The sequence below is a fragment of the Bacillus sp. TH17 genome (assembly GCF_016651125.1).
Classification (GTDB): Bacteria; Bacillota; Bacilli; order Bacillales; family Bacillaceae_G; genus Bacillus_A; species Bacillus_A mycoides.
Map to the genome: position 1 here is coordinate 1,384,237 of NZ_JAEKEN010000001.1, position 21,313 is coordinate 1,405,549.

Sequence of the window (21,313 nt, forward strand, 5' to 3'; positions counted from 1 at the left end):
AATCCCCTCTTTTTTGTTTACAATATAGAAATGCTATATATGAATAGAGGTAGGGATGTTATGAGTAAGTTTACAGTGGCTTCTAATGGTGCATTAGAAACAACATTAAGAGGAGCAGAAGTATTATCAACACCACTTTTAAATAAAGGGGTAGCTTTCACACAAGAGGAAAGAGAAGAGTTAGGTTTAAAAGGGTTATTACCGCCAGCGGTTTTAACGTTAGAAGAACAAGCACGCCGAGCATATGAACAATTTAGTTCTCAGCCGGATGATTTATTAAAGAATGTATACTTAACAGCGTTACATGATCGAAATGAAGTGTTATTTTATCGTATTTTAACAGAGCATTTACGTGAAATGTTACCGATTGTATATACACCAACTGTAGGTGTAGCAATTCAAAGATATAGTCATGAATACCGTAAACCACGTGGCATTTATTTATCAATTAACGATCCATCAGGTATTGAAGATGCATTTGCAAATATCGGTGCAACAGCTGAAAACATTGATTTAGTCGTTGTAACGGATGGAGAAGGTATATTAGGAATTGGTGATTGGGGTGTTGGTGGAATTAACATCGCAATCGGGAAATTGGCTGTATATACGGCCGCAGTTGGAATCGATCCTAGCCGTGTATTACCGGTAATTTTAGATGTAGGTACAAATCGTGAGGAATTATTAAACAATCCATTTTATATTGGAAATCGTCACCCTCGTATAACAGGTGAAGCTTACGATGAATTTATTGATACGTTTGTTCAAGCGGTAAATAAACAATTCCCGAAAGCACTTCTACATTGGGAAGACTTCAGTTCTCGAAATGCACGAAAAATTTTAGATAAATATCGTCATGACGTTTGTACGTTTAATGATGATATTCAAGGTACAGGGGCAGTTTCACTTGCTGCTGTATTATCGGCAGTAAAAGCTTCTGGTGTACCGTTAAGTGAACACCGTGTAGTTGTGTTTGGTGCTGGTACGGCTGGAATCGGTATCGCAGATCAAGTAAGAGATGCAATGGTTCGTGTCGGCTTATCAGACGAAGAATCACATAATCGTTTCTGGTGTATTGACCGTAATGGGTTGGTTACAGATAATATGGAAGATCTTCTTGATTTCCAAATTCCATATGCAAGAAAAGAAGCTGAAGTAAGTGATTGGAAACAAAATGATGCTATCGGACTTGCTGAAGTTGTGAAACATGTAAAACCGACAATTTTAATTGGTACATCTACTGTTGCAGGCGCATTTAAAGAGGAAATTATTAAAGAAATGGCTTCTCATGTAGAAAGACCAATCATTTTACCAATGTCGAATCCAACGCCACTTGCTGAAGCGAAACCAGCAGATTTAATCGAGTGGACAGAAGGAAAAGCATTAGTTGCAACAGGAAGTCCGTTTGAACCGGTTACATATAACGGTGTAACGTATGTGATTGGACAGTCAAATAACGCACTTATTTTCCCAGGACTAGGTCTTGGTACAATTGTTGTTCGTGCAAGCGTCATGACGGATGGAATGTTCGCAGCAGCAGCAGAAGCAGTTGCAAGTATGGTAGATACAAGTCAGCCAGGAGCGCCTATTTTGCCAGAAGTTGAAGAGTTACGTAATATCTCTGAACTGGTTGCGATTGAAGTAGCGAAAGTCGCAGTTGCAGAAGGTGTTGCTAGAGAGAACTTAAGTGATGACGATATTAAGATTGCAGTAAAAGAAGCAATATGGGAACCGGAGTATCGCCAAATAAAAGCGGTAGAAAAGGTTAGAATATAGAAATAAAGCCCGTTTATAATTATAAGCGGGCTTTCACTTTTACAATTGAAAAAAAGCATAGGAAGTGGCACCTTTGAATTGGAATCAATTATGGAAGAAAGATATGTATCTTTTAATTATATTAATGGTTGTTGTTCCGATTGCTGGAGAGCTGAATTTTCATCCTTTTAATGATATGTTTCGTGTTAGTTTCGGGACACCGCTTTTCTTCTTTTTATTACTATTTTTAAGAAGAGTGCCAGCAGCAGCTGCAGGTATTCTTGTAGGTATATCTGTAGTCTTATTTCGTGTATGTCTTGACTGGGTATTGCAAGGTTCATTCCATATGACAGAATCATTTTATTTGCGTTATCCTGTGTTCTTTTATTATTTTATTTATGGAAGTCTTTTTTCGCTTTGTAGGGTGAATAAGTTTCATCAGAAGCCACTTGTGATAGGATGTCTTGGAATTACAATTGAAATTATCGCAAGTATGTCTGAACTTGCGTTTTATCATATGTTAGTGCTGGGGACAACGATAACAGTTTCTGAAGTGAATAAACTAATTATTATTGCTATTTTTCGTAGTTTCTTTGCGCTTGGTTTTTTAAATATGATGAACTTGTATGAAACAAAATTAAAAGAATCACAAGTGCGAAAAGAAAATGAAAAAATGTTGCTGCATCTTTCTAACTTATATGTGGAATCTGTTCATTTGAAAAAAACGTTACAAAATGCGGAGTTAATTACACAAACAGCGTATCAATTATATCGGAATTTACAAGCGAACGATGATTCGAGTAGTAAAACAGCATTGAAAATAGCGGGAGAAGTACATGAAATAAAAAAGGATAATCAAAGAATTTTTGCAGGGTTATCTAAACTGTTATTAGATAAAAATGTGGCTGAGTATGTAGAAGGACATGAGCTTGCGGAAATGATTGTGAGAATAAATGAGAAGTACGCTGAAATGTTGGGAAAAGATATACGTTTTTCTAAACATATAGAAGGTGAGCATGCAGAATATCATGTGTACACGGTCTTATCAATTTTTAATAATTTAGTTGCAAATGCAGTTGAAGCAATTGCGGATAATGGCGTTATTATTATTAAGTTATATAAACTTGATAACCATATATTCTTTGAAGTAATTGATGATGGACCTGGTATTGCACAAAAATATAAGAAATTAGTATTTAAGCCTGGATTTACTTCAAAGTATGATCAAACGGGAACACCATCAACAGGAATTGGACTTTCTTACATAAACGAAATGGTAACAGAGCTCGGAGGAGAAGTGAGATTAGAAGACCGAGAAACTGGCGGAGGGTGTAAGTTTGTCGTTTGTTTACCGGAGTGCAGTTTAAAGCGGGAAGGAGAATGAAGTTGTTTTATTATATCGTAGATGATGATGAAGTTTTCCGCTCTATGCTTTCACAAATTATTGAAGATGGTGATCTTGGGGAAGTAATTGGAGAATCGGAAGACGGAGCTTTTATTGAAGCCGACCAACTAAATTTTAAAAAAGTAGATATTTTATTTATTGATTTATTAATGCCAATGCGAGACGGGATTGAAACAGTTCGCCATATTGCGTCCTCTTTTTCAGGGAAAATCATCATGATTTCTCAAGTTGAATCGAAACAGCTTATTGGTGAGGCGTATACACTTGGTGTTGAATATTATATTACGAAACCATTAAATAAAATTGAGGTTATATCTGTTGTACGTAAAGTAATGGAACGTATTCGTTTAGAGCGCTCTATACATGATATTCAAAAATCATTGAATAACGTTTTTAAGTGGGAACAGCCGCAAGTTCGAAATGAGCCAATGCAGGAAGGAAAAAGAATAGCAGATTCAGGGCGCTATTTATTATCAGAACTCGGTATTGCGGGAGAGAATGGAAGTAAAGATTTACTTAGTATGTTGGAATATTTATATGGACAAGAAAAAGAGCAAACGTTTGAATTTGGATTTCCTGCGCTAAAAGATATCTTTCACCATATAACTATAAGAAAATTAGAGAATATAGCTTCAGATGCAGATATAGATAAGGAGAGAAAAGCATCTGAACAAAGGGTACGTAGAGCGATTTATCAATCGTTAAATCACTTAGCTTCCCTTGGATTAACAGACTTTTCAAATCCGAAATTTGAAAGCTATGCTCCGAAATTTTTTGATTTCACTGTAGTTAGAAAACGAATGACAGAAATGACAAAGGATGAAGTAGCAACTTCTGGCCATATACGAATTAATACGAAGAAATTTATTCAAGTGTTGTATTTTGAGGCGAAACGGTTGATGGAGATAGAGTGAAAAAAGGTGCTTATATACAAGCATCTTTTTTTATTAAATCTACATTTTATATTTTCTCTTGGAGCATGTAAAATGTTAGTTAAGAGAAACTGGTTTTAAAGTAAGGAAGTGTCAAAACAATGGGTTTTACATTAAATAAATCGATTATTAAAGAAGTATGCGGAGAAACCTCATATAAAAGAGGCGAAGCTTATTATAAATCAAATAAAGTAATAATAAATCATTATGATGAAAATAAAGAAATTTGCGAAGCGACGGTAAAAGGGAACGAAGATTTTCATGTTACAGTAGAAAAAGCTAAAAAAGGTGATGTTGTTGCGAAATGTAGTTGTCCTTCGTTAGCGTCTTTTCAAACATACTGTCAACATGTTGCGGCAGTATTGATACAAATAAATTATAATCAGCAAACCGGTGGAATGGTGCCTCTTAGTAGCGGGAATATGAGTGGAAATGATCAATTAACAAGCGGGATGTTTCATTTATTTGCAGAAAAACCATTAAGACCAAAAAGTAAACAACACCGTTTTGATACACGTGAAATACTTCATGTTGAATTTATATGTACGCCAGTAGTTACGAAAAATGGTGGGGCACTGCTAGGTATTCAGTTTAAACTCGCCAAGATGTATTTTGTAAATCATATTAGAGAATTTCTTTCCAATGTGGAGAAAAGAGAGTCCTATAATTGTTCGAATAAATTTACATATACACCGGATGTACATAGCTTTAAGCAAGAAACCGATGCGATTATTCAGCAGCTCATTAAAATTTATCATAATGAAAAAATGTATGAGGATACACTGGAAGTACATGCAAAACAAGATGATAGTATGATTTTAATACCGCCAGCTTCATGGAAGGATATGCTTTCTTTACTTTCTAAAGTTGAGTTTGTGGGACTTAATCAAGGTGGAAAATCTTTTCACGGTTTACAAATTTCAAAAGGGCTACTTCCTTTACATTTTGAGTTTAATAAAGGGAGTAACGGTGGGTTTACACTTTATATTGACGGCTTACAACAAGTAGAAGTAATGGATACGTATAGTTATGCTCTATTTGGAGGGAAACTGTATCAGTTGAATGCTGAGGATTGTAAGCGACTTATCGAATTACAAAAAATGATGAATCGTTCTAGTAGTAACCAATTGTATATTCCAGCAGATAAGATGGAGCACTTTGTAGCAAAAGTTGTACCAGGGTTAATGAAGCTAGGAACTGTGCGAATAGATGAGGTAGTATCAGATCGTGTTGAAACACCCGCATTAAAAGCAAAATTGTATTTAGATCGAGTGAAAAATCGTTTGTTAGCAGGTCTCGAATTTCATTATGGAAACGTCGTGATTAATCCGTTAGAAGAGGATGGGCAGCCATCTGTTTTTAATCGTGATGAGAAAAAGGAAAAAGAGATTTTAGACATTATGAGTGAAAGTGCCTTTGCGAAAACGGAAGGCGGTTATTTTATGCATAATGAAGAGGCTGAGTATAACTTTTTATATCACGTCGTTCCAACGTTAAAAGGTTTAGTTGATATTTATGCGACGTCAGCCATCAAATTACGAATTCATAAGGGAGACACAGCTCCTCTTATAAGAGTTAGAAGGAAAGAGAGAATTGATTGGTTATCATTTCGCTTTGATATAAAAGGTATTCCAGAGGCAGAAATTAAAGGGGTATTAGTGGCACTTGAAGAGAAACGAAAATATTATCGTTTAGCAAGTGGTGCTCTACTATCACTTGAGAGTAAAGAGTTTAATGATATTAATCAGTTTATAAAAGAATCTAGTATTCGAAAAGGATTTTTAAAGGGCGAAGAAATAGATGTCCCTCTTATTCGTAGTGTGAAATGGATGAATTCACTGCAAGAAGGAAACGTATTAAGTTTAGATGAGTCTGTTCAAGAATTGGTAGAGAACATTCAAAACCCTAAAAAGCTGAAGTTTGCGGTGCCAAGTGGTTTAGATGCGATAATGAGAGAGTATCAAACATACGGATTCCAGTGGATGAAAACACTTGCCTATTATCGTTTTGGCGGCATTTTAGCTGATGATATGGGACTGGGGAAAACGTTGCAAAGTATTGCTTTTATAGACTCTGTTTTGCCGGAAATTCGAGAGAAGAAACTGCCTATATTAGTTGTTTCTCCGTCGTCCCTCGTTTACAACTGGCTTAGTGAGTTGAAAAAATTCGCTCCACATATTAGAGCAGTTATTGCCGATGGAAATCAAGCAGAGCGCCGAAAAATTTTAAAAGATATAACGAAATTTGATGTTGTCATTACGTCATATCCTCTACTGAGAAGAGATATAAGGTTATATGAGCAGCCATTTCATACGCTATTTCTTGATGAAGCACAAGCATTTAAAAATCATACGACGCAAACTGCAAGAGCGGTAAAAACAGTGCAGGCGGAGTACCGTTTTGGATTAACAGGAACACCTGTAGAAAATTCATTAGAAGAGCTATGGTCTATCTTCCACGTCGTCTTCCCAGAATTATTACCGGGAAGAAAAGAGTTCGGTGATTTAAGACGTGAAGATATTGCGAAGCGGGTAAAACCTTTCGTGTTAAGAAGGTTAAAGGGTGATGTATTACACGAACTCCCAGAAAAAATTGAGCACTTGCAATCATCAGAACTTTTACCAGATCAAAAGAGGCTTTACGCAGCTTATTTAGCAAAGTTAAGAGAAGAAACGTTAAAACATTTGGATAAAGATACGTTACGTAAAAATAAAATTCGGGTTTTAGCTGGTTTAACGAGACTACGGCAAATTTGTTGTCATCCTGCTTTGTTTGTTGATGACTATAAAGGTAGTTCAGCTAAATTTGATCAGCTGCTAGAAATTTTGGAGGAATGCAGAAGTACAGGGAAGAGAATTCTTATCTTTTCCCAATTTACGAAGATGCTTTCGATAATCGGACGTGAATTAAATCGTCAAGCAGTTCCATACTTTTATTTAGACGGGAGTACACCAGCGCAAGAACGTGTAGAGCTATGCAATCGGTTTAACGAAGGAGAAGGGGATCTATTTCTTATTTCGTTAAAAGCTGGTGGCACAGGACTAAATTTAACAGGTGCAGATACAGTTATATTGTACGACTTGTGGTGGAATCCAGCTGTTGAACAACAAGCTGCGGATAGAGCGTATCGAATGGGACAAAAAAATACAGTGCAAGTGATTAAGTTAGTAGCACATGGAACAATTGAAGAAAAAATGCACGAGTTACAAGAGAGTAAGAAAAATTTAATCGCTGAAATTATCGAGCCGGGAGAAGAGAAGTTATCTTCTATTACGGAGGAAGAAATCCGCGATATTCTTATGATTTAATATGCAAAAAGCTATGCTTTCATAGAGATGAAAGCATAGCTTTTTTGTTGTAATAATTATATTTTGTTTTGTACAAAGTAAAGAGATAAAGTGAAACTTTAAATAGTGGGAGTTGTTCGTCTCCCACTATTTATTTTATTTCTTTGTACCTTTACTTTTGTATGGTTTTGCAGCTTTCTTTTTCGCACTTGATTGCCAACGGTTCCATCCTTTACTTCCTGTACCTTGTCCTACACCTTTTTTCGGTTTTGCTTTCGTTTTACTCATATGATCACTCCGTTATATAAAAAATCTGATTTGATAATAGCCAATGTTTTAGAAAAATACTATCGATAAATGACTATGCTTGCTTTAAATAAAAACAAACTGCTTGAATGCTATAGTATATCATGAAATTGCGAGTAAACTGAAAGGAATTATAAAGAAAATGAAAATAATAAGAAATACTGCGGATTCTATATTTCGAACAATCACACTAGTTGTTGTATATATGTTAGTTTCAATTAGTGAAATGTTTTTTGGATTGAAGAGACAAAGGAAATAAAAATGTTATATTAAGAACAGTCGGTAAAGGCATAAAATAAAGAATTGAAAAATATTTTAAAACTTTTTGTTGACTTTATCGATTTTTTGTATAGAATAATCATTAATAAAATGTTTCAGAGATGTGACAATAAAACGACTATGAAAGGACGAGTAGTAGTAGGATGTAGTTTAAGCGAGTCAGGGACGGTGTGAGCCTGATACGAAGCCTATTATGAAGAACCTCCTGGAGTCGCTAACCGAAATCCTTTATAGGAAAGTAGACTTAGCCGGGAACTTCGCCGTTACAAGAAGAACAGTATCGAGATTTTTTAATCTCCGTATTGTATAAGTGAGCAACCTCTGTTGCTAATTTGGGTGGTACCGCGGAACCAAAGTCTTTCGTCCCAGTTTTTTGGGAAAGAAGGGCTTTTTTTGTTGGCTTCTTTTCACAACATCCAAACATTTTAGGAGGAAACCACCATGTATCAATCATTAATGACAGTAAGAGAGACTCAAATCGCAATTAAGGAAGTTAAAACATTTTTTGAGGATCAATTAGCAAAACGACTTGAACTATTCCGCGTATCTGCACCATTATTCGTAACGAAGAAATCAGGATTAAACGATCACTTAAACGGTGTAGAACGTCCAATTGAATTTGATATGTTACATTCAGGAGAAGAATTAGAAATTGTACATTCACTAGCGAAGTGGAAAAGATTCGCATTACATGAATACGGATATGAAGCTGGTGAAGGTTTATATACAAACATGAACGCGATTCGTCGTGATGAAGAACTTGATGCAACGCATTCCATTTATGTTGACCAATGGGATTGGGAAAAAATCGTTCAAAAAGAATGGCGTACTATCGATTACTTACAAAAAACAGTACAAACAATTTATGGAATATTCAAAGAATTGGAAGATCACTTATTTGAAAAGTATCCGTTCCTTGGAAAGTATTTACCAGAAGAAATTGTTTTCATTACTTCTCAAGAACTGGAAGATAAATATCCAGAATTAACACCGAAAGATCGTGAACATGCAATTGCGAAAGAACACGGTGCAGTCTTTATTATTGGAATTGGTGATGCACTCCGTTCAGGTGAAAAGCACGATGGACGCGCGTCCGATTATGATGATTGGAAATTAAACGGTGACATTTTATTCTGGCACCCAGTACTACAAGCTTCGTTCGAATTATCATCAATGGGAATTCGTGTTGATAGTAAAGCACTTGATGAGCAATTAACGAAAACTGGTGAAGACTTCAAACGTGAGTATGATTTCCATAAAGGTATTTTAGAAGACGTACTACCATTAACAATTGGTGGTGGTATCGGCCAATCAAGAATGTGTATGTACTTCTTACGTAAAGCACATATCGGTGAAGTTCAATCTTCTGTATGGCCTGATGATTTACGTGAAGCTTGTAAGAAAGAAAACATTCATTTGTTTTAATATAAGTGAGAGGGAGAATGGCTCGAAAATAGAGTTACTCTCCCTTTTTTATTGTGTAAACTGGTGGTTTACAGTGAGTGTTACTAATAGTTTCTTTCTTTTTTATCTCCTTTTATGTAATAATTTGTTAAAGGAGGGGGCGTTATGAACTTGGGAGAACAATTAAAAAAATTACGAGAGTCAAAGGGTTTTTCGCAAGAGGATGTTGCAAAGAAAATTGGGGTAACTAGGCAAGCGGTGTATAAAGTGAAACTTTAATCAGTGGAGCGATTTATCCCACTGATTATTAGTTGAACCAATCGGGCTTTTATAGGCAGTTAATCCCATCTGGCTTCCTTGATGTATTTAAAAGCTACGATGGGATTTAGTGCCTGTTAAAGCGGGATAAGTGGGAAAATGATAAAAGTTACCCCGACATTGATAATTTAATTTTATTGAGCGAAATGTACAACGTTACGCTCGATGAATTAATAAAAGGGAATCAAAACTTTAAAGAGAAAATACATATTGATGAAGAAGCTGAGGATTTTGAGAAAGAGAATGAGTTTGGTTTTTATATTGGATTTGGTTTGCTAATTATGAGTGCTTTCATTGATTACGAAGGAATTCAAGAGATTTTATTAGGGGCTGCGCTATTCATGATGGTCTTTTATTCCGACGTGAAGAAAGTTATTTTGCATGAATTTCGCTCGTTATTTAAAGGGAAAGATATATATGATAAGAAGTGAGAAGAGTCCGTTATATTTCCTAGGAAAAGGTATTGCGAATAATCTAATTGTTTTATAATGATTTTTAGATATAGGTAATATGTTAAAAAGCTGTTTGTATAGAGTCTTGAAATCTATGTGTAAAATGATAATAAAGTTATTTAATTTTAAAAGCTCAAACGAGTATAGCCCCGTTCTAAAGTTAGGACGGGGTTGAAAATCTAAGTTTTATTGAATAAGAATTTTCTTCAAATATTTTTACTTCAGTAATGTATATTTCAGTAAAGGCCTTTTATAAAACGTCACTTACTTATTTGTTACTGAGTTGTTCCGCCAAACCGATTAGAATTCCTTCGGTTCCACGAATGTAGCAGAGTCGATACGAGTTCTCATACTGAACTACTTCTCCAACGAGCTGAGCACCATGCTTAGTAAGTCTGGATACCATTTCGTCAATGTCCTCGACGGTGAACATGACGCGCAGATAACCGAGGGCGTTTACAGGAGCTGTCCGGTGATCTGCTATAGTAGGTGGGGTGAGAAATCGCGAAAGTTCAATTCGGCTGTGACCATCTGGCGTAACCATCATAGCAATCTCTACGCACTGAGAACCGAGTCCAGTTACGCGACCAGCCCATTCACCTTCGACAGTAGCCCGCCCTTCGAGTTTTAATCCAATCTCCTTGAAGAAAGAGATTGCGTTATCAAGAGATTCTACAACGATGCTGACATTGTCCATTCTTAGTAATCTGTTGTTTGCCATAGTCTTTATCTCCTTATGTGTAAAAATTTATCCCGCTATTTGCGGGCAATAAGACTCCCACCTCAAAATTCGGCGAATGCGAGGAAGTTAGGTGGGAGATAACTGCCCGATTGTTGAATAGAATGACTTGCTTCCGTTTTTTAACAATTTTATTGTTCTTCAAACGACTTTATTTTAAACTAAATAACCTTTTTCTCACTTTCCACTATGCAAACAGCTTTCTATTTATATAGGAAGGAAATAGATTCATATAATTTGTTGTAAGTTTTACTGGTGGAAATTAAATCATTTGCACTAAAGGTTCAATTTTCGCCATAAATGATTGATGAAGTGCTTCAACACCCGTTACTAAATGAAGACGGTCAATAACGACAGATACTTTAATTTCTGATGTACTTACCATTTTAATATGAATATCTTCTTCTTTTAAAGTAGTGAACATATTCGCAGCAACTCCTGGGTTAGATACCATACCAGATCCTACAATTGATACTTTTGCTAAATGATTTTCATGTTCTACAGATTCGTAGTGAAGTGCTTCTTGATTTTGTTCCAATACTTCTAATGTTTCTCTTAAATCATTAGAATGGATTGAGAATGAGAGGTGAACAGTTCCTTCATTTGTAATACTTTGAATAATAATATCCACATTAATATGTGCTGCTGCTAATGTAGAGAAAACTGTTGAAAGTGCACCTTGTTCTAATCCTTTAATTGTGACGCGTGTAATATTATCCTCAAATGCAATACCTTTAACGATTGATTGTTGTTCCATGTTACATTCTCCCCTTACAATTGTTCCGTTTTCTTGTTCCATACTTGAGCGAACTTCTAAAATTACATTATGATTTTTAGCAAATTCAACAGCGCGTGGGTGTAATACGCCAGCACCGAGGTTGGCAAGCTCTAACATTTCGTCATAAGAAATTTCATCTAATTTATAAGCATCTTGTACAACTCGTGGATCAGTCGTATATACGCCGGTCACATCCGTATAAATATCACATTTTTTTGCTTTTAGTGCAGCAGCTAATGCGACAGCAGTCGTATCAGAGCCACCGCGGCCAAGTGTGGTAATTTCATTTTCTTCACTTACTCCTTGGAAACCAGCTACTATAACAATCGTGCCTTCAGTAAGGTGAGACTGAATACGAGTAGTGTTAATGTCAATAATCCGTGCACTACTATGTACAGATTCTGTCGTAATACCAGCTTGCCATCCTGTTAATGAAATTGCGTTATAACCTTTTGTTTGTAGTGCCATTGTTAATAATGAAATGGTTACTTGTTCTCCTGTAGATAGGAGCATATCCATTTCACGTTTACTTGGATTTTCAGTAATAGCGTTAGCAAGTGCTACAAGTTTATCCGTACTTTTTCCCATTGCTGAAACGACAGAGACAATACTATGTCCTCGTTCATATTCTTCAATAATTAAATTTGCTACATGTTGAATGCGTTCGACGCTTCCGACAGAAGTACCGCCAAATTTTTGTACAATCGTTTCCATTACGAATTCCTTCTTTCGTCCATTTTTAAGAATAGGTTAGGACATATACAAATCCCAATATTCCTGTAGTTACCAGAGAGAAAAACAAAAAACACCATCTCAAATAAGTGAGGATGGTGCTGTTACAGGAAAAGGGAAACAGAAAACGGAGCTAATAAAAAAACCGCCAAAAAAGGAATATCATAAAAATGATATCTCTTTTTTGTAGATAGCTCTTCATACGTACACGTCTGTACATATGACAGTTCTGTTTCTATTCGAAAACAGCCCCAATTGATAAATGCAGAGAAATTTATCAATTTCGGCAACACTTCCTTTCCTCTAAAATCATAGACATCTCTGTGTCTCCTTTAGAATACTTATAAGCGTTGCAACCTCTATCTCACGTTTTAGGCGAGAGTGTATGATTTATGAAGTTGTTGGTAACATTTGTTTTATAATAATTTAAATTTTTCAGGGAATCAAGTGTTTTTTGTATTTTTTTGAAATTCTATCTTTTTATTAAATTAGTTTGTGAAAAATGTAGCAAAATCGATTCATTGCATGTACATTGAAAATATAGCGCATGGGAGGTGGAAGGATGGGGAAGAAAAAGCCTATTTATGTAGCCACAGAAATGAACACAACAATGGAGAAACTATGGGCATATACACAAGAGCCTGATATACATACAGAGTGGGATGCTCGTTTTACTGAGATTTCGTATTTAGAAAAAAAAGAGGGAGAACCACAGAAGTTTTTATATAAAACAAAGATCGGATTTGGACTTGAAATAGCCGGAGAAGGGGAATCGATAGGTGAAATAAGAAAAGAAACTGGAGAACGCATTTCCTCTTTAAAATTTTGGACAGACAATCAATTATCACTTATACAAATAGGGCGTGGTTATTGGAAGTATACACCGAATGAAGAACATATTCATTTTGAAACGCAATATGATTATGATACGAGATTTGGTCGTATAGGAAATGTGATAGATTTATATGTTTTTCGTCCACTATTAGGTTGGGCGACAGCATGGAGTTTTGATGCTTTAAAATTATGGTTAGAAAAGGGACTTCATCCTAAGTTGCTAATTAGAAGAACGATGACGTATTGGCTAGTTTGCTTTTTATTTGCTTTCGTATGGTTATATCAAGGGATTGTACCGAAATTGATGTTTACTCATTCAGAAGAAGTAAAGATGCTTTCTGCACTAATCGGATCGAATGAAAGTAGTATTTTTATACTTAAAATAGTTGGATTTTTAGAAATAATATGGGGTGTTATGTGGCTATTGCCACTTCAAAAGCGAAAACTATTTATATTGCATATTATATTGTTGATAGTTTTAACATTAGCGGCAGGATCGACGAATATCGCTAGTTTTACGCAACCGTTTAATCCGATTACATTAAATTTTCTTCTAATAGGGTTATCGATTGTCGGTTATATAAATAGCACTAATTTGCCAAGCGCAAAAAATTGCAAGAGGACGAGAAAGGGATAAGTATATGGTTAATATTTATGAAAGATTATTAGGGGATTCTTATAAAAGGCTTCATCCAAAATTGCAGGAACGATATGCGATAACAAAGGAAAATAGCTTTATTGGGGAAGGGGAAATGGATGAAATTTATGGAGGATCTTTTTTCGTTAAATTAATATTAAAAATTACATCGAAGTTTCGAATGTTTTTCTCTGAGCGAGGGCAAAAAGTTCCGTTTGTGATACATAATACCGCTGAGCGAGATGAACATGGAAATGAGTTTGTACGGTGGAATCGTACTTTTTATTTTCATAATAAGAAAAGATATTTTAACGCTGTTATGCAGTTGGATGAAGAGAATAATGAAATTGTAGATTATTTTGGTGAGCCACATTTACTCGTTTCTACATTGAATTTTTATATTGATGAAAAAAGGCGGGATGCATATTTCTTCAAAGAAACAATGGTTTTTTATGTTTGGAAGAAAAATACCGTTACCTAGATTTTTATACGGAGAGGCAAAAATTGTAGAAAGTTATGATGAAACACTACAATGTTTTCGAATTCATGTACAAGTACGAAATCCGTTAATTGGTTCATTATTTTCATATAAGGGAACATTTGTGGAAAGGAAATAAACGATATGAAAAATATACTATTTGGGCTTGCTTGCTATATTATTTTTCTAATATGTGAGTGGTCAAATGTAAACCCAGTTGAAGCAATTATTTTATTATCTATTTTGTTATTTATACCGATGTCTTTTTGTATTATTGATAAGAAAAAAAGAAATGGATCGTATGTATTATTTTATAAATTTGTATCGTTTTTATATCCAATCGCAGCAATCAGTGCAATGCTAGCTTTCGTAACAAATCACTATTTCTTTGCGCTACTTTGGTTTGCATATACAGGAATCGTTGCGTTATTTGGTGTAAGTAGATTGTTAGAAAGAGGATGGAAACCGATAGAAGAGACGGCTATCGATAGTGCGTTTATTTATTTGTTTTTAGGTGGTTTTTGGTTTTTTGCTTCAGTAGCAAAGGTTTCAATTATGCACTTTAGTTCTGACATTGTTTTACTTACAGCGGCACACTTTCATTACTCGGCATTTCTATTGCCGTTATCAGCTGGTTTACTTGGAAGGAAAAGAGAAAAGAGAAGTAAAGTGTATGATGCTATTATGTTTATCATAGTCATTTCACCTATGACAGTTGCGATAGGAATTACATACTCAAGGATACTTGAATTTTTTGCAGTGTTCATATATTTATGTGCGATTTATGGATATGGAGTTTACGTGTGGAGAACGAAATTCAATGCTATAAGTGCAAAGATTCTCCTTACTCTTTCATCCAGTACACTTATGGTAACAATAATGTTTTCACTCATATATTCATACGGAAATTTCAAACAAGTAATGACGATTACAATTGCACAAATGGTCTGGATTCACGGTGTTGTAAATGGAATTGGAGTAGCGTTACCAGCATTTTTTGGCTGGATGATTGAAAAGAGTACTCCGAATTATAAATATTACGGGAAACCAATGAGCAGGTTAAGAGGAAATGCGACAGTTGGTGAAGTATTTTTACATAACAGAAATTTAATAGATAGCAAGGAATACAAAGGTTTAGTTGATAAAATGAATGATTTTCATAGTGAGGCAGTTGACATGGCGAAGATTCCTTTAAGTATTATTCGTTTTTATGAAAATACAAAAGAGTATGAGTTACAATCGCATATTAAATGGACTCGTTGGTTCCGTCCGGTTGCATTTTGTTATGAGAAAATGAGTAAGCGTGTAGGACAAATACATTTAGGAATGGGCGGCAAGTGGGAAACGATGCATGGCTCTATCATTGGGATAATAGATGAGAAGGATGGAAGAGAGAATGTAAGGGCTTGGCTAAGAAAAAATGAAGCAGGGGAGACAATTTTTGTAGCTCTTTATTCAAAGCATACATACAAGAAAGATACATATATGAATATCGCATTACCTTTACCATATTCGAATATGACAGGTATTTTGAAGTTATGCAATGATGATAATGCTTTAATCATTACAAGTAAGTTAAGAGAGAATGACAGGGGGGATGAGGGGATTTATTTATATACTCGTTTCTTTACAATACGTTTACCATTAGCAGAGACATTTATCATTAAAGAGAGCGCGGACCAAATGTTAACAGCTCACCATAGAATGTGGATATTCGGAGTCAAGTTTTTAGAAATTGATTATGAGATTAAGAAAATAGAGGAGAAGTAAGAGAAGCTTGGAGAGATTCCAAGCTTTTTATGTATGGGTAATTGTCATAGCAACTTGTTTATCCAAGTCTTGGTCCCAAACACGCTGAATTTCAAACGTACCTTTTTCAAAAAATAATGGGAATCTCTCTTTAAACCAATCTTGCATAGGAAGATTGAGTGCTGTATCAATTGGCACCCATAATAATTCGCCTTCAGGAGGATTCAAAAGGAGTTCACCTTCAAATGAATCTGTCCAATAGTTAAATACCATATATCGAACATTTTCCTTAGGATTTACATATTCGTCTAACCCCTTGAAAATTAAATTAGAAACGTGGAGTCCGGTCTCCTCTTTCGATTCTCGTATAGCAGCTTGTAATATGCTTTCTGGGAAATCTACTTTTCCACCAGGAGCTATGTAGCCAGGAAAACCTCGATGGTCGGGGCGTTTTATAAGTAAAGCGTCATTATTTCGCTGGATCATACACATTGTATAGATGCGGTGCTCGATATTATGAGAATTTTGAGGCATAATAATGTATTCTCCTTTATCTTTTTTTGATAATTTTACCATAACATAATAGTTTCTTATATAATTAAAAATAGAATATTATTAATTTTCGGTTATTCATTATAAAGTCTATAATCATTTGAAAAGAGGAGAGAGATATGCAAGGAGAAATACCAACAGAGAAAAATTCAGGTTATGTCGGTAAAGTGTTATTGCCAGTTAAAGTGTCACCGCACTTTAAGTTTTTATGGATTGGGCAATTACTTTCGACTTTAGGTAGTTCGATAACGATGGTTATTCTGCCAGTCGTTGTGTATTCATTAACTGGTTCAACAGTTGTAATGGGAATGACTATGGCAATATACATGCTTCCTAATATTCTTGCGTTACCGTTTGCTGGATTAGTCGTGGATCGAATTGACCGGGTGAAATTGATGTTATTTACAGATATAATTCGCTGTATATTAATGCTCTTATTTGCAACACTTATATTTATGGACATTTTAACAATTCCACTTTTATATGTACTTGTTGCATTATATGGACTTATGGAAGGGATATTTCAGCCGGCATATTCAGCTGTAAGAGCGAAAGTATTTGTACCGGAAATTCGAAATGCAGCTAACGCATTAACGCAAATGAGTAATCAGGGTATACGATTAATTGGACCGGCTCTTGGAGGGTTGATAGTATCAGTTACATCTGCAGGGATAGGCTTCGGACTAGATGCAGCAACGTATTTGTTGTCATTTTTATGTTTATTATTTTTAAAAGAAATAAAGTTTAATAAAATACAGAAATTTGAAAGAAATAAAGTCAATTACAAACAAGATTTTCTGGAAGGGATTCTTGTTCTAAAAAGCCATCCGTGGTTGTGGATTACTATTCTAGTCTTTTCTTTCGTTAATATTTGTTATGCAGGCATTATCGTTGTATTAATTCCATGGTTGTTTAATGTTCATCATCATTTTGAAGCTTACGTATATGGATTGGGTATGGCTGCTTCTGGTGCTGGAGCTGTAATTGCAGCGCTAATTTTTGGTGGGAGGCAGCAGTGGCATAAGAGAGGATTACTTGCGTATGGCGGTGTTTTAATAAGTGGAATGGCACTATTAATTATGCCTCTCGTTTCTTGGGCACCTGTCTTAATTGGATTAATGGCAATTGAAGGATTCGGTATTATGATATTTGGGCTCATTTGGGAAACAAGTTTACAAGAGCTTGTACCAGAAGAAGCATTTGGAAGAGTGGCAAGCCTTGATATGTTAGGTTCATTTGCTTTATTGCCATTAGGATATGTGGTTGTAGGCTGGTTAGCTACTGTAATAGGTGGAAAGATAACAATTATAATGCTAGCTATTTTAGTACTCATAACAATTGGAATGGCATTGTCTGTACCAAGTATTCGGCGGTTCGATTGATTATGTAGGCAAAAAGGGGGGGATGGTATATGACTATAGAAAATCTACATGATTTAGTAGTACATGAGTTGGGATGTAAATACGTTTTGGGAGAAAAGGTATTTGAAGCAAGGAATTTCACGGTGTATATTGCTACTCCTATAGAAAATAAAATGACATATAATCGATTCATCTTAATTAAGCATTTGTCTAATGAAGAGCCTTCCGTACATGTTTGGGACAAAAAAATATGTGTAGACGCTACAAAAATACATATTGCAAAAGAAGTGACAGAAGCAATTCAATCGGGTTTTGTAAATAAAGAGTAAGCCCTAATCAAATTAGGACTTACTCTTCATTAAACACAAATGTTTGATTCATTTTTTTACTCTCATGTACTGGATGACCGTTGTAAGAGAAATTCTTTTCTTCCCAAGTAATGACAACTTTAAAATTATGGCTATTAAAGTCTAATGGGAATACCATGTAGTCAAAGCTTGTATGACTTTTTGAAACGTTGTTATTAGATGAAGTAGGATTAAAGGTAGCTTTAGATGTAGGTGTGTTATCAAGTATTTCCACCGATACATTTGCAACATCATTACCAATATTTTTTAAGAGTAAACTATACGTATCATATACACCTTGTTTTGGCTGCACGGCTTGCTTGTTTGAGTTATGAGATTTGTCAATTTCGATATACCACTGTTTAGACTTTGACGCAATTGGTAGTGATTGAAATGTGTATGCACTAGCTTGTATTGGTAGTGCTAAGCAGATTAGTGCAAAGAGAGAAAATATTTTTCGTTTCATCTTTAGAGAGCTCCCATTCTTTAAAGGATTTATTTGTTATTATCTTCTCTTTTAAGATAATATACCATGTAGTTTAGGGGAGGGTATATTGAAAGAATTAGTAAGTATGGGAAGCAGCATGTTTCTACAACTGTTATTTTTGTATATATTTATTTCTGTTGTTTTATTGGAACTCAATCCATGGTATGCGGTAGTGGTTTATGTGGCTATTGCTATAATCAGTCTTCTGCTAGGAATATACTCGATTGCTTTCCCTATGAAGAGTAGCTTGAATACTATTTTTCTAACACTACCAGGTGGAATTATAATAACATTATTTTCAATATTAATTATTGGATTTACAGTGTTTGCTTACTTTTTACGAGAAGGAGATATTCCGCCTATAATTCGTTTGTAGTATAAGTGAATCGATAGAGCTCCTATCTTTTCGTTATTAATCTTCCCAAGTATGTCACACGCACATTAAAAAAACAAGGAAACTGTGTAGAGATTTTTCGGCATAGTTTCCTTATTTTGTTTTTTTTGATTAATAATAAATGCTTGCTAAAGGATACGAAAAAGCATATCAGGGGGATTAATTTATTAATATAAAGTAGCGTCCAACTTATAAAAGATAGATATAGGTGGAGGGGTACGAGTATTAGTTAAAAGAGATATTAATATGAAAAAATTACCAATAAATATGTTAAAATAACATTGTCATATAACAAGGGGGATTCGTTTGATGGAAAAAGAGCATCTTGCTAAAGTAGATTTAACGAAAAGAATTGATTCGAAATCTAAGTACAATAAGAAACTTGAAAAATATCAAATGCGCTTATTGGCACTACAGCAAATATTAAAAGAAGAGAAAATAGCCGTTATGATGGTTATGGAAGGTTGGGATGCGGCAGGTAAAGGCGGAGCAATTAAGCGAGTGACTGAACATCTTGATCCACGCGGATTCCAAGTAAATCCAATTGGAGCGCCTGCTCCTCATGAAAAACGGTATCATTATTTGCAACGTTTTTGGCGGAAACTTCCTCAGTACGGGCAAATTACTATATTCGACCGTTCATGGTATGGACGTGTATTAGTTGAACGTGTTGAAGGCTTTGCTACAAACGAAGAGTGGACGAGAGCGTATGATGAAATTAATGATTTCGAAAAACTATTAACAGATGATCATTACATAATAGGAAAGTTTTTCTATCATATTAGTAAAGATGAGCAGTTAAAGAGATTTACAGAAAGAGAGAACAACCCTCTTAAAAGGTGGAAAATTACAGATGAAGACTGGCGAAATCGTGAAAAATGGGATGAGTATGTCGAAGCAATAGAAGACATGTTTGAAAATACAAATAAGCCGAATGCAAAATGGCATATTATCGCGAGTAATGATAAATTATACGCCCGTTTGAAAACATTGAAAGTAATTATTTCATTAATTGAGGATTATCTCTTAGAGCATAATATAGAATTACCTTCTTATTATAATGAAATAAAAGAAGGAAAGAAAAAGAAAATTGAATCTGTGCAAGATGCAGGAGTCAAATAGTAAAAAGGTTTGTATAGGAAATATGAAGGGAAGCTGTCTTGTAATTTGGTTTTACCAAATTACAAGACAGCTTTTTAGTTGGAAGTATTTTATATATTTATATAAAGCGAGTGTACCAATTATTTTAGTTTGTGCTGTAGTAAGTTTGTTGTTTTAGGAAAGGGAAGCTTTAAGAAAGAGTAGTAGGGGAATAGGCTAAATATGAATCGCATTTTAATTATGGAACGTTAGCTGTCAAAAAAATTTATAGAGTTATTTTGGGAACTCCTCGGTAATGGGCAAAACGTAAACCGTGGAGTTCTTTATTTTGTGCTTATAGGCATATGTATCACTGTCATTAAGTATTTGCTTTCATTCATTATCCGTCAAGATCAAGTTTTCGAAGTTTAGAAAGATAAACTGAATAATATTAATAAGACGTATAATTGTTTTTTACATGTCATGAATGGGCACGTATCAAGTTCAAATAACGGATGCATAATATTATTTTCATAGGATTTTAAATATATTTTTCAAAGGGGTGTTCTTTAAATGTTTATAAAACCTATAAATTTAGCGATTCGATTTTTTCTAGAATTATGTGCTCTTGCATCACTATGTTACTGGGGCTTTCAATTTTGGGAAAGTGTATATGTGAAATTTATTTTTGGCATTGGCTCACCACTACTTTTTGCGACAATATGGGGGATTTTCATTGCACCTAAAGCATCATTAAAACTGCCAGAACCATATAGGTTTATGTTGGAAATCATATTGTTTGGAGTTACCTCAGTTGCTCTATATGTTGTTGATCAAATAACCTTAGCTATTATTCTTGGAATGGTATTTATAATAAATCGCACTTTAATCATTATTTGGAAACAATAATTTTTTTGCTAAGTTTCTTCACGAAAGGAACTTAGCATTATTTAAGGTGTAGGAGTAACGAAATATGGATAAATTTAAGCGCTTTAAATTTTGGGATTTTG

At 34.8% G+C, this 21,313-nt stretch carries 18 protein-coding genes, 2 pseudogenes, 1 riboswitch and 1 other annotated feature; of the genes and pseudogenes, 15 read left to right on the forward strand and 5 right to left on the reverse strand.

The window, feature by feature from the left end; genetic code table 11:
* Window positions 1-60: 60 nt before the first annotated feature.
* The 4 genes from malS to JFT95_RS07060 all read left to right on the forward strand — a co-directional run bounded on the left by malS (window position 61) and on the right by JFT95_RS07060 (window position 7,397).
* Window positions 61-1,773: an oxaloacetate-decarboxylating malate dehydrogenase gene (gene malS / locus JFT95_RS07045; protein WP_002012227.1), complete on the forward strand. Its 1,713-nt coding sequence runs from the start codon at window positions 61-63 to the stop codon at window positions 1,771-1,773.
* 64 nt (window positions 1,774-1,837) lie between these two features.
* The gene (locus JFT95_RS07050; protein ID WP_085963319.1) at window positions 1,838-3,136 is read left to right on the forward strand and encodes an ATP-binding protein; all 1,299 of its coding nucleotides are present in this window, start codon (window positions 1,838-1,840) and stop codon (window positions 3,134-3,136) included.
* 2 nt (window positions 3,137-3,138) lie between these two features.
* Entirely contained in the window at window positions 3,139-4,071 is a 933-nt protein-coding gene (locus tag JFT95_RS07055) for a response regulator (RefSeq protein WP_002141232.1), read from the forward strand.
* Between the two features lie 119 nt (window positions 4,072-4,190).
* Window positions 4,191-7,397 carry a DEAD/DEAH box helicase gene (locus JFT95_RS07060; protein WP_201051809.1) on the forward strand — a complete coding sequence of 1,069 codons (3,207 nt, stop codon included), beginning with the start codon at window positions 4,191-4,193 and terminating at the stop codon, window positions 7,395-7,397.
* Window positions 7,398-7,532: 135 nt separating this feature from the next.
* Here JFT95_RS07060 and JFT95_RS07065 read toward each other — a convergent pair whose 3' ends face one another.
* Window positions 7,533-7,664: a DUF3934 family protein gene (locus JFT95_RS07065; protein WP_000047589.1), complete on the reverse strand. Its 132-nt coding sequence runs from the start codon at window positions 7,662-7,664 to the stop codon at window positions 7,533-7,535.
* A gap of 408 nt (window positions 7,665-8,072) precedes the next feature.
* Window positions 8,073-8,332 (forward strand) — a binding site (T-box leader).
* Window positions 8,333-8,402: 70 nt separating this feature from the next.
* On the opposite strand from JFT95_RS07065, the gene asnA reads away from it, so the two are divergent.
* The 3 genes and pseudogenes from asnA to JFT95_RS07080 all read left to right on the forward strand — a co-directional run.
* On the forward strand, window positions 8,403-9,386 hold the full coding sequence (asnA, locus tag JFT95_RS07070; protein ID WP_002126735.1) for an aspartate--ammonia ligase: 984 nt from the start codon (window positions 8,403-8,405) through the stop codon (window positions 9,384-9,386).
* 144 nt (window positions 9,387-9,530) lie between these two features.
* Window positions 9,531-9,644 (forward strand): helix-turn-helix transcriptional regulator, encoded by a 114-nt coding sequence (locus JFT95_RS07075; RefSeq protein ID WP_002031128.1) that lies wholly within the window; start codon window positions 9,531-9,533, stop codon window positions 9,642-9,644.
* 128 nt (window positions 9,645-9,772) lie between these two features.
* Window positions 9,773-10,114: pseudogene (locus JFT95_RS07080) on the forward strand (helix-turn-helix domain-containing protein); the annotation flags it as partial.
* Between the two features lie 289 nt (window positions 10,115-10,403).
* Here the strand turns inward: JFT95_RS07080 and JFT95_RS07085 are convergent.
* Window positions 10,404-10,856: a VOC family protein gene (locus JFT95_RS07085; RefSeq protein WP_088039161.1), complete on the reverse strand. Its 453-nt coding sequence runs from the start codon at window positions 10,854-10,856 to the stop codon at window positions 10,404-10,406.
* 280 nt (window positions 10,857-11,136) lie between these two features.
* Window positions 11,137-12,366, reverse strand: a complete 1,230-nt coding sequence (locus JFT95_RS07090) for an aspartate kinase (protein WP_002141239.1) — start codon at window positions 12,364-12,366, stop codon at window positions 11,137-11,139.
* Window positions 12,367-12,567: 201 nt separating this feature from the next.
* Window positions 12,568-12,754, reverse strand: a riboswitch (Lysine riboswitch).
* Window positions 12,755-12,946: 192 nt separating this feature from the next.
* On the opposite strand from JFT95_RS07090, the gene JFT95_RS07095 reads away from it, so the two are divergent.
* The 3 genes and pseudogenes from JFT95_RS07095 to JFT95_RS07105 all read left to right on the forward strand — a co-directional run bounded on the left by JFT95_RS07095 (window position 12,947) and on the right by JFT95_RS07105 (window position 16,103).
* Complete coding sequence (locus JFT95_RS07095) at window positions 12,947-13,855, forward strand: DoxX-like family protein (RefSeq protein ID WP_002126739.1); 909 nt, start codon at window positions 12,947-12,949, stop codon at window positions 13,853-13,855.
* Window positions 13,856-13,859: 4 nt separating this feature from the next.
* A pseudogene (locus JFT95_RS07100) lies at window positions 13,860-14,472 on the forward strand (DUF4166 domain-containing protein).
* Between the two features lie 5 nt (window positions 14,473-14,477).
* The gene (locus JFT95_RS07105; protein ID WP_201051811.1) at window positions 14,478-16,103 is read left to right on the forward strand and encodes a YndJ family protein; all 1,626 of its coding nucleotides are present in this window, start codon (window positions 14,478-14,480) and stop codon (window positions 16,101-16,103) included.
* Window positions 16,104-16,130: 27 nt separating this feature from the next.
* On the opposite strand, the gene JFT95_RS07110 is transcribed toward JFT95_RS07105, so the two are convergent.
* A complete protein-coding gene (locus JFT95_RS07110; protein ID WP_012260721.1) occupies window positions 16,131-16,616 on the reverse strand; it encodes an 8-oxo-dGTP diphosphatase in 486 nt (161 codons plus the stop codon).
* A gap of 137 nt (window positions 16,617-16,753) precedes the next feature.
* On the opposite strand from JFT95_RS07110, the gene JFT95_RS07115 reads away from it, so the two are divergent.
* Window positions 16,754-18,016 (forward strand): MFS transporter, encoded by a 1,263-nt coding sequence (locus tag JFT95_RS07115; protein ID WP_088039166.1) that lies wholly within the window; start codon window positions 16,754-16,756, stop codon window positions 18,014-18,016.
* 29 nt (window positions 18,017-18,045) lie between these two features.
* Complete coding sequence (locus tag JFT95_RS07120; protein ID WP_002135550.1) at window positions 18,046-18,324, forward strand: hypothetical protein; 279 nt, start codon at window positions 18,046-18,048, stop codon at window positions 18,322-18,324.
* A 19-nt stretch (window positions 18,325-18,343) separates the two neighbouring features.
* On the opposite strand, the gene JFT95_RS07125 is transcribed toward JFT95_RS07120, so the two are convergent.
* Window positions 18,344-18,808, reverse strand: coding sequence for a hypothetical protein (locus tag JFT95_RS07125; RefSeq protein ID WP_201051814.1), 465 nt, complete (start codon window positions 18,806-18,808; stop codon window positions 18,344-18,346).
* A gap of 88 nt (window positions 18,809-18,896) precedes the next feature.
* Between JFT95_RS07125 and JFT95_RS07130 the strand changes: the two genes are divergently transcribed.
* From JFT95_RS07130 to JFT95_RS07140, 3 genes are all read left to right on the forward strand, one after another.
* Complete coding sequence (locus JFT95_RS07130; protein ID WP_088039168.1) at window positions 18,897-19,205, forward strand: alpha/beta hydrolase; 309 nt, start codon at window positions 18,897-18,899, stop codon at window positions 19,203-19,205.
* Between the two features lie 327 nt (window positions 19,206-19,532).
* Window positions 19,533-20,345, forward strand: a complete 813-nt coding sequence (locus JFT95_RS07135) for a polyphosphate kinase 2 family protein (protein WP_088039169.1) — start codon at window positions 19,533-19,535, stop codon at window positions 20,343-20,345.
* A 531-nt stretch (window positions 20,346-20,876) separates the two neighbouring features.
* Window positions 20,877-21,212, forward strand: coding sequence for a YrdB family protein (locus JFT95_RS07140; RefSeq protein ID WP_002064764.1), 336 nt, complete (start codon window positions 20,877-20,879; stop codon window positions 21,210-21,212).
* Window positions 21,213-21,313 lie beyond the last annotated feature (101 nt).

Coding starts and splice junctions, on each gene's coding strand:
- malS (WP_002012227.1), top strand. CDS start 61: ATGAGTAAGTTTACAGTGGCTTCTAATGGTGCATTAGAAACAACATTA.
- JFT95_RS07110 (WP_012260721.1), bottom strand. CDS start 16,616: ATGCCTCAAAATTCTCATAATATCGAGCACCGCATCTATACAATGTGT.
- JFT95_RS07120 (WP_002135550.1), top strand. CDS start 18,046: ATGACTATAGAAAATCTACATGATTTAGTAGTACATGAGTTGGGATGT.
- JFT95_RS07075 (WP_002031128.1), top strand. CDS start 9,531: ATGAACTTGGGAGAACAATTAAAAAAATTACGAGAGTCAAAGGGTTTT.
- JFT95_RS07085 (WP_088039161.1), bottom strand. CDS start 10,856: ATGGCAAACAACAGATTACTAAGAATGGACAATGTCAGCATCGTTGTA.
- JFT95_RS07065 (WP_000047589.1), bottom strand. CDS start 7,664: ATGAGTAAAACGAAAGCAAAACCGAAAAAAGGTGTAGGACAAGGTACA.
- JFT95_RS07125 (WP_201051814.1), bottom strand. CDS start 18,808: ATGAAACGAAAAATATTTTCTCTCTTTGCACTAATCTGCTTAGCACTA.
- JFT95_RS07135 (WP_088039169.1), top strand. CDS start 19,533: ATGGAAAAAGAGCATCTTGCTAAAGTAGATTTAACGAAAAGAATTGAT.
- JFT95_RS07115 (WP_088039166.1), top strand. CDS start 16,754: ATGCAAGGAGAAATACCAACAGAGAAAAATTCAGGTTATGTCGGTAAA.
- JFT95_RS07105 (WP_201051811.1), top strand. CDS start 14,478: ATGAAAAATATACTATTTGGGCTTGCTTGCTATATTATTTTTCTAATA.
- JFT95_RS07060 (WP_201051809.1), top strand. CDS start 4,191: ATGGGTTTTACATTAAATAAATCGATTATTAAAGAAGTATGCGGAGAA.
- JFT95_RS07140 (WP_002064764.1), top strand. CDS start 20,877: ATGTTTATAAAACCTATAAATTTAGCGATTCGATTTTTTCTAGAATTA.
- JFT95_RS07095 (WP_002126739.1), top strand. CDS start 12,947: ATGGGGAAGAAAAAGCCTATTTATGTAGCCACAGAAATGAACACAACA.
- JFT95_RS07090 (WP_002141239.1), bottom strand. CDS start 12,366: ATGGAAACGATTGTACAAAAATTTGGCGGTACTTCTGTCGGAAGCGTC.
- asnA (WP_002126735.1), top strand. CDS start 8,403: ATGTATCAATCATTAATGACAGTAAGAGAGACTCAAATCGCAATTAAG.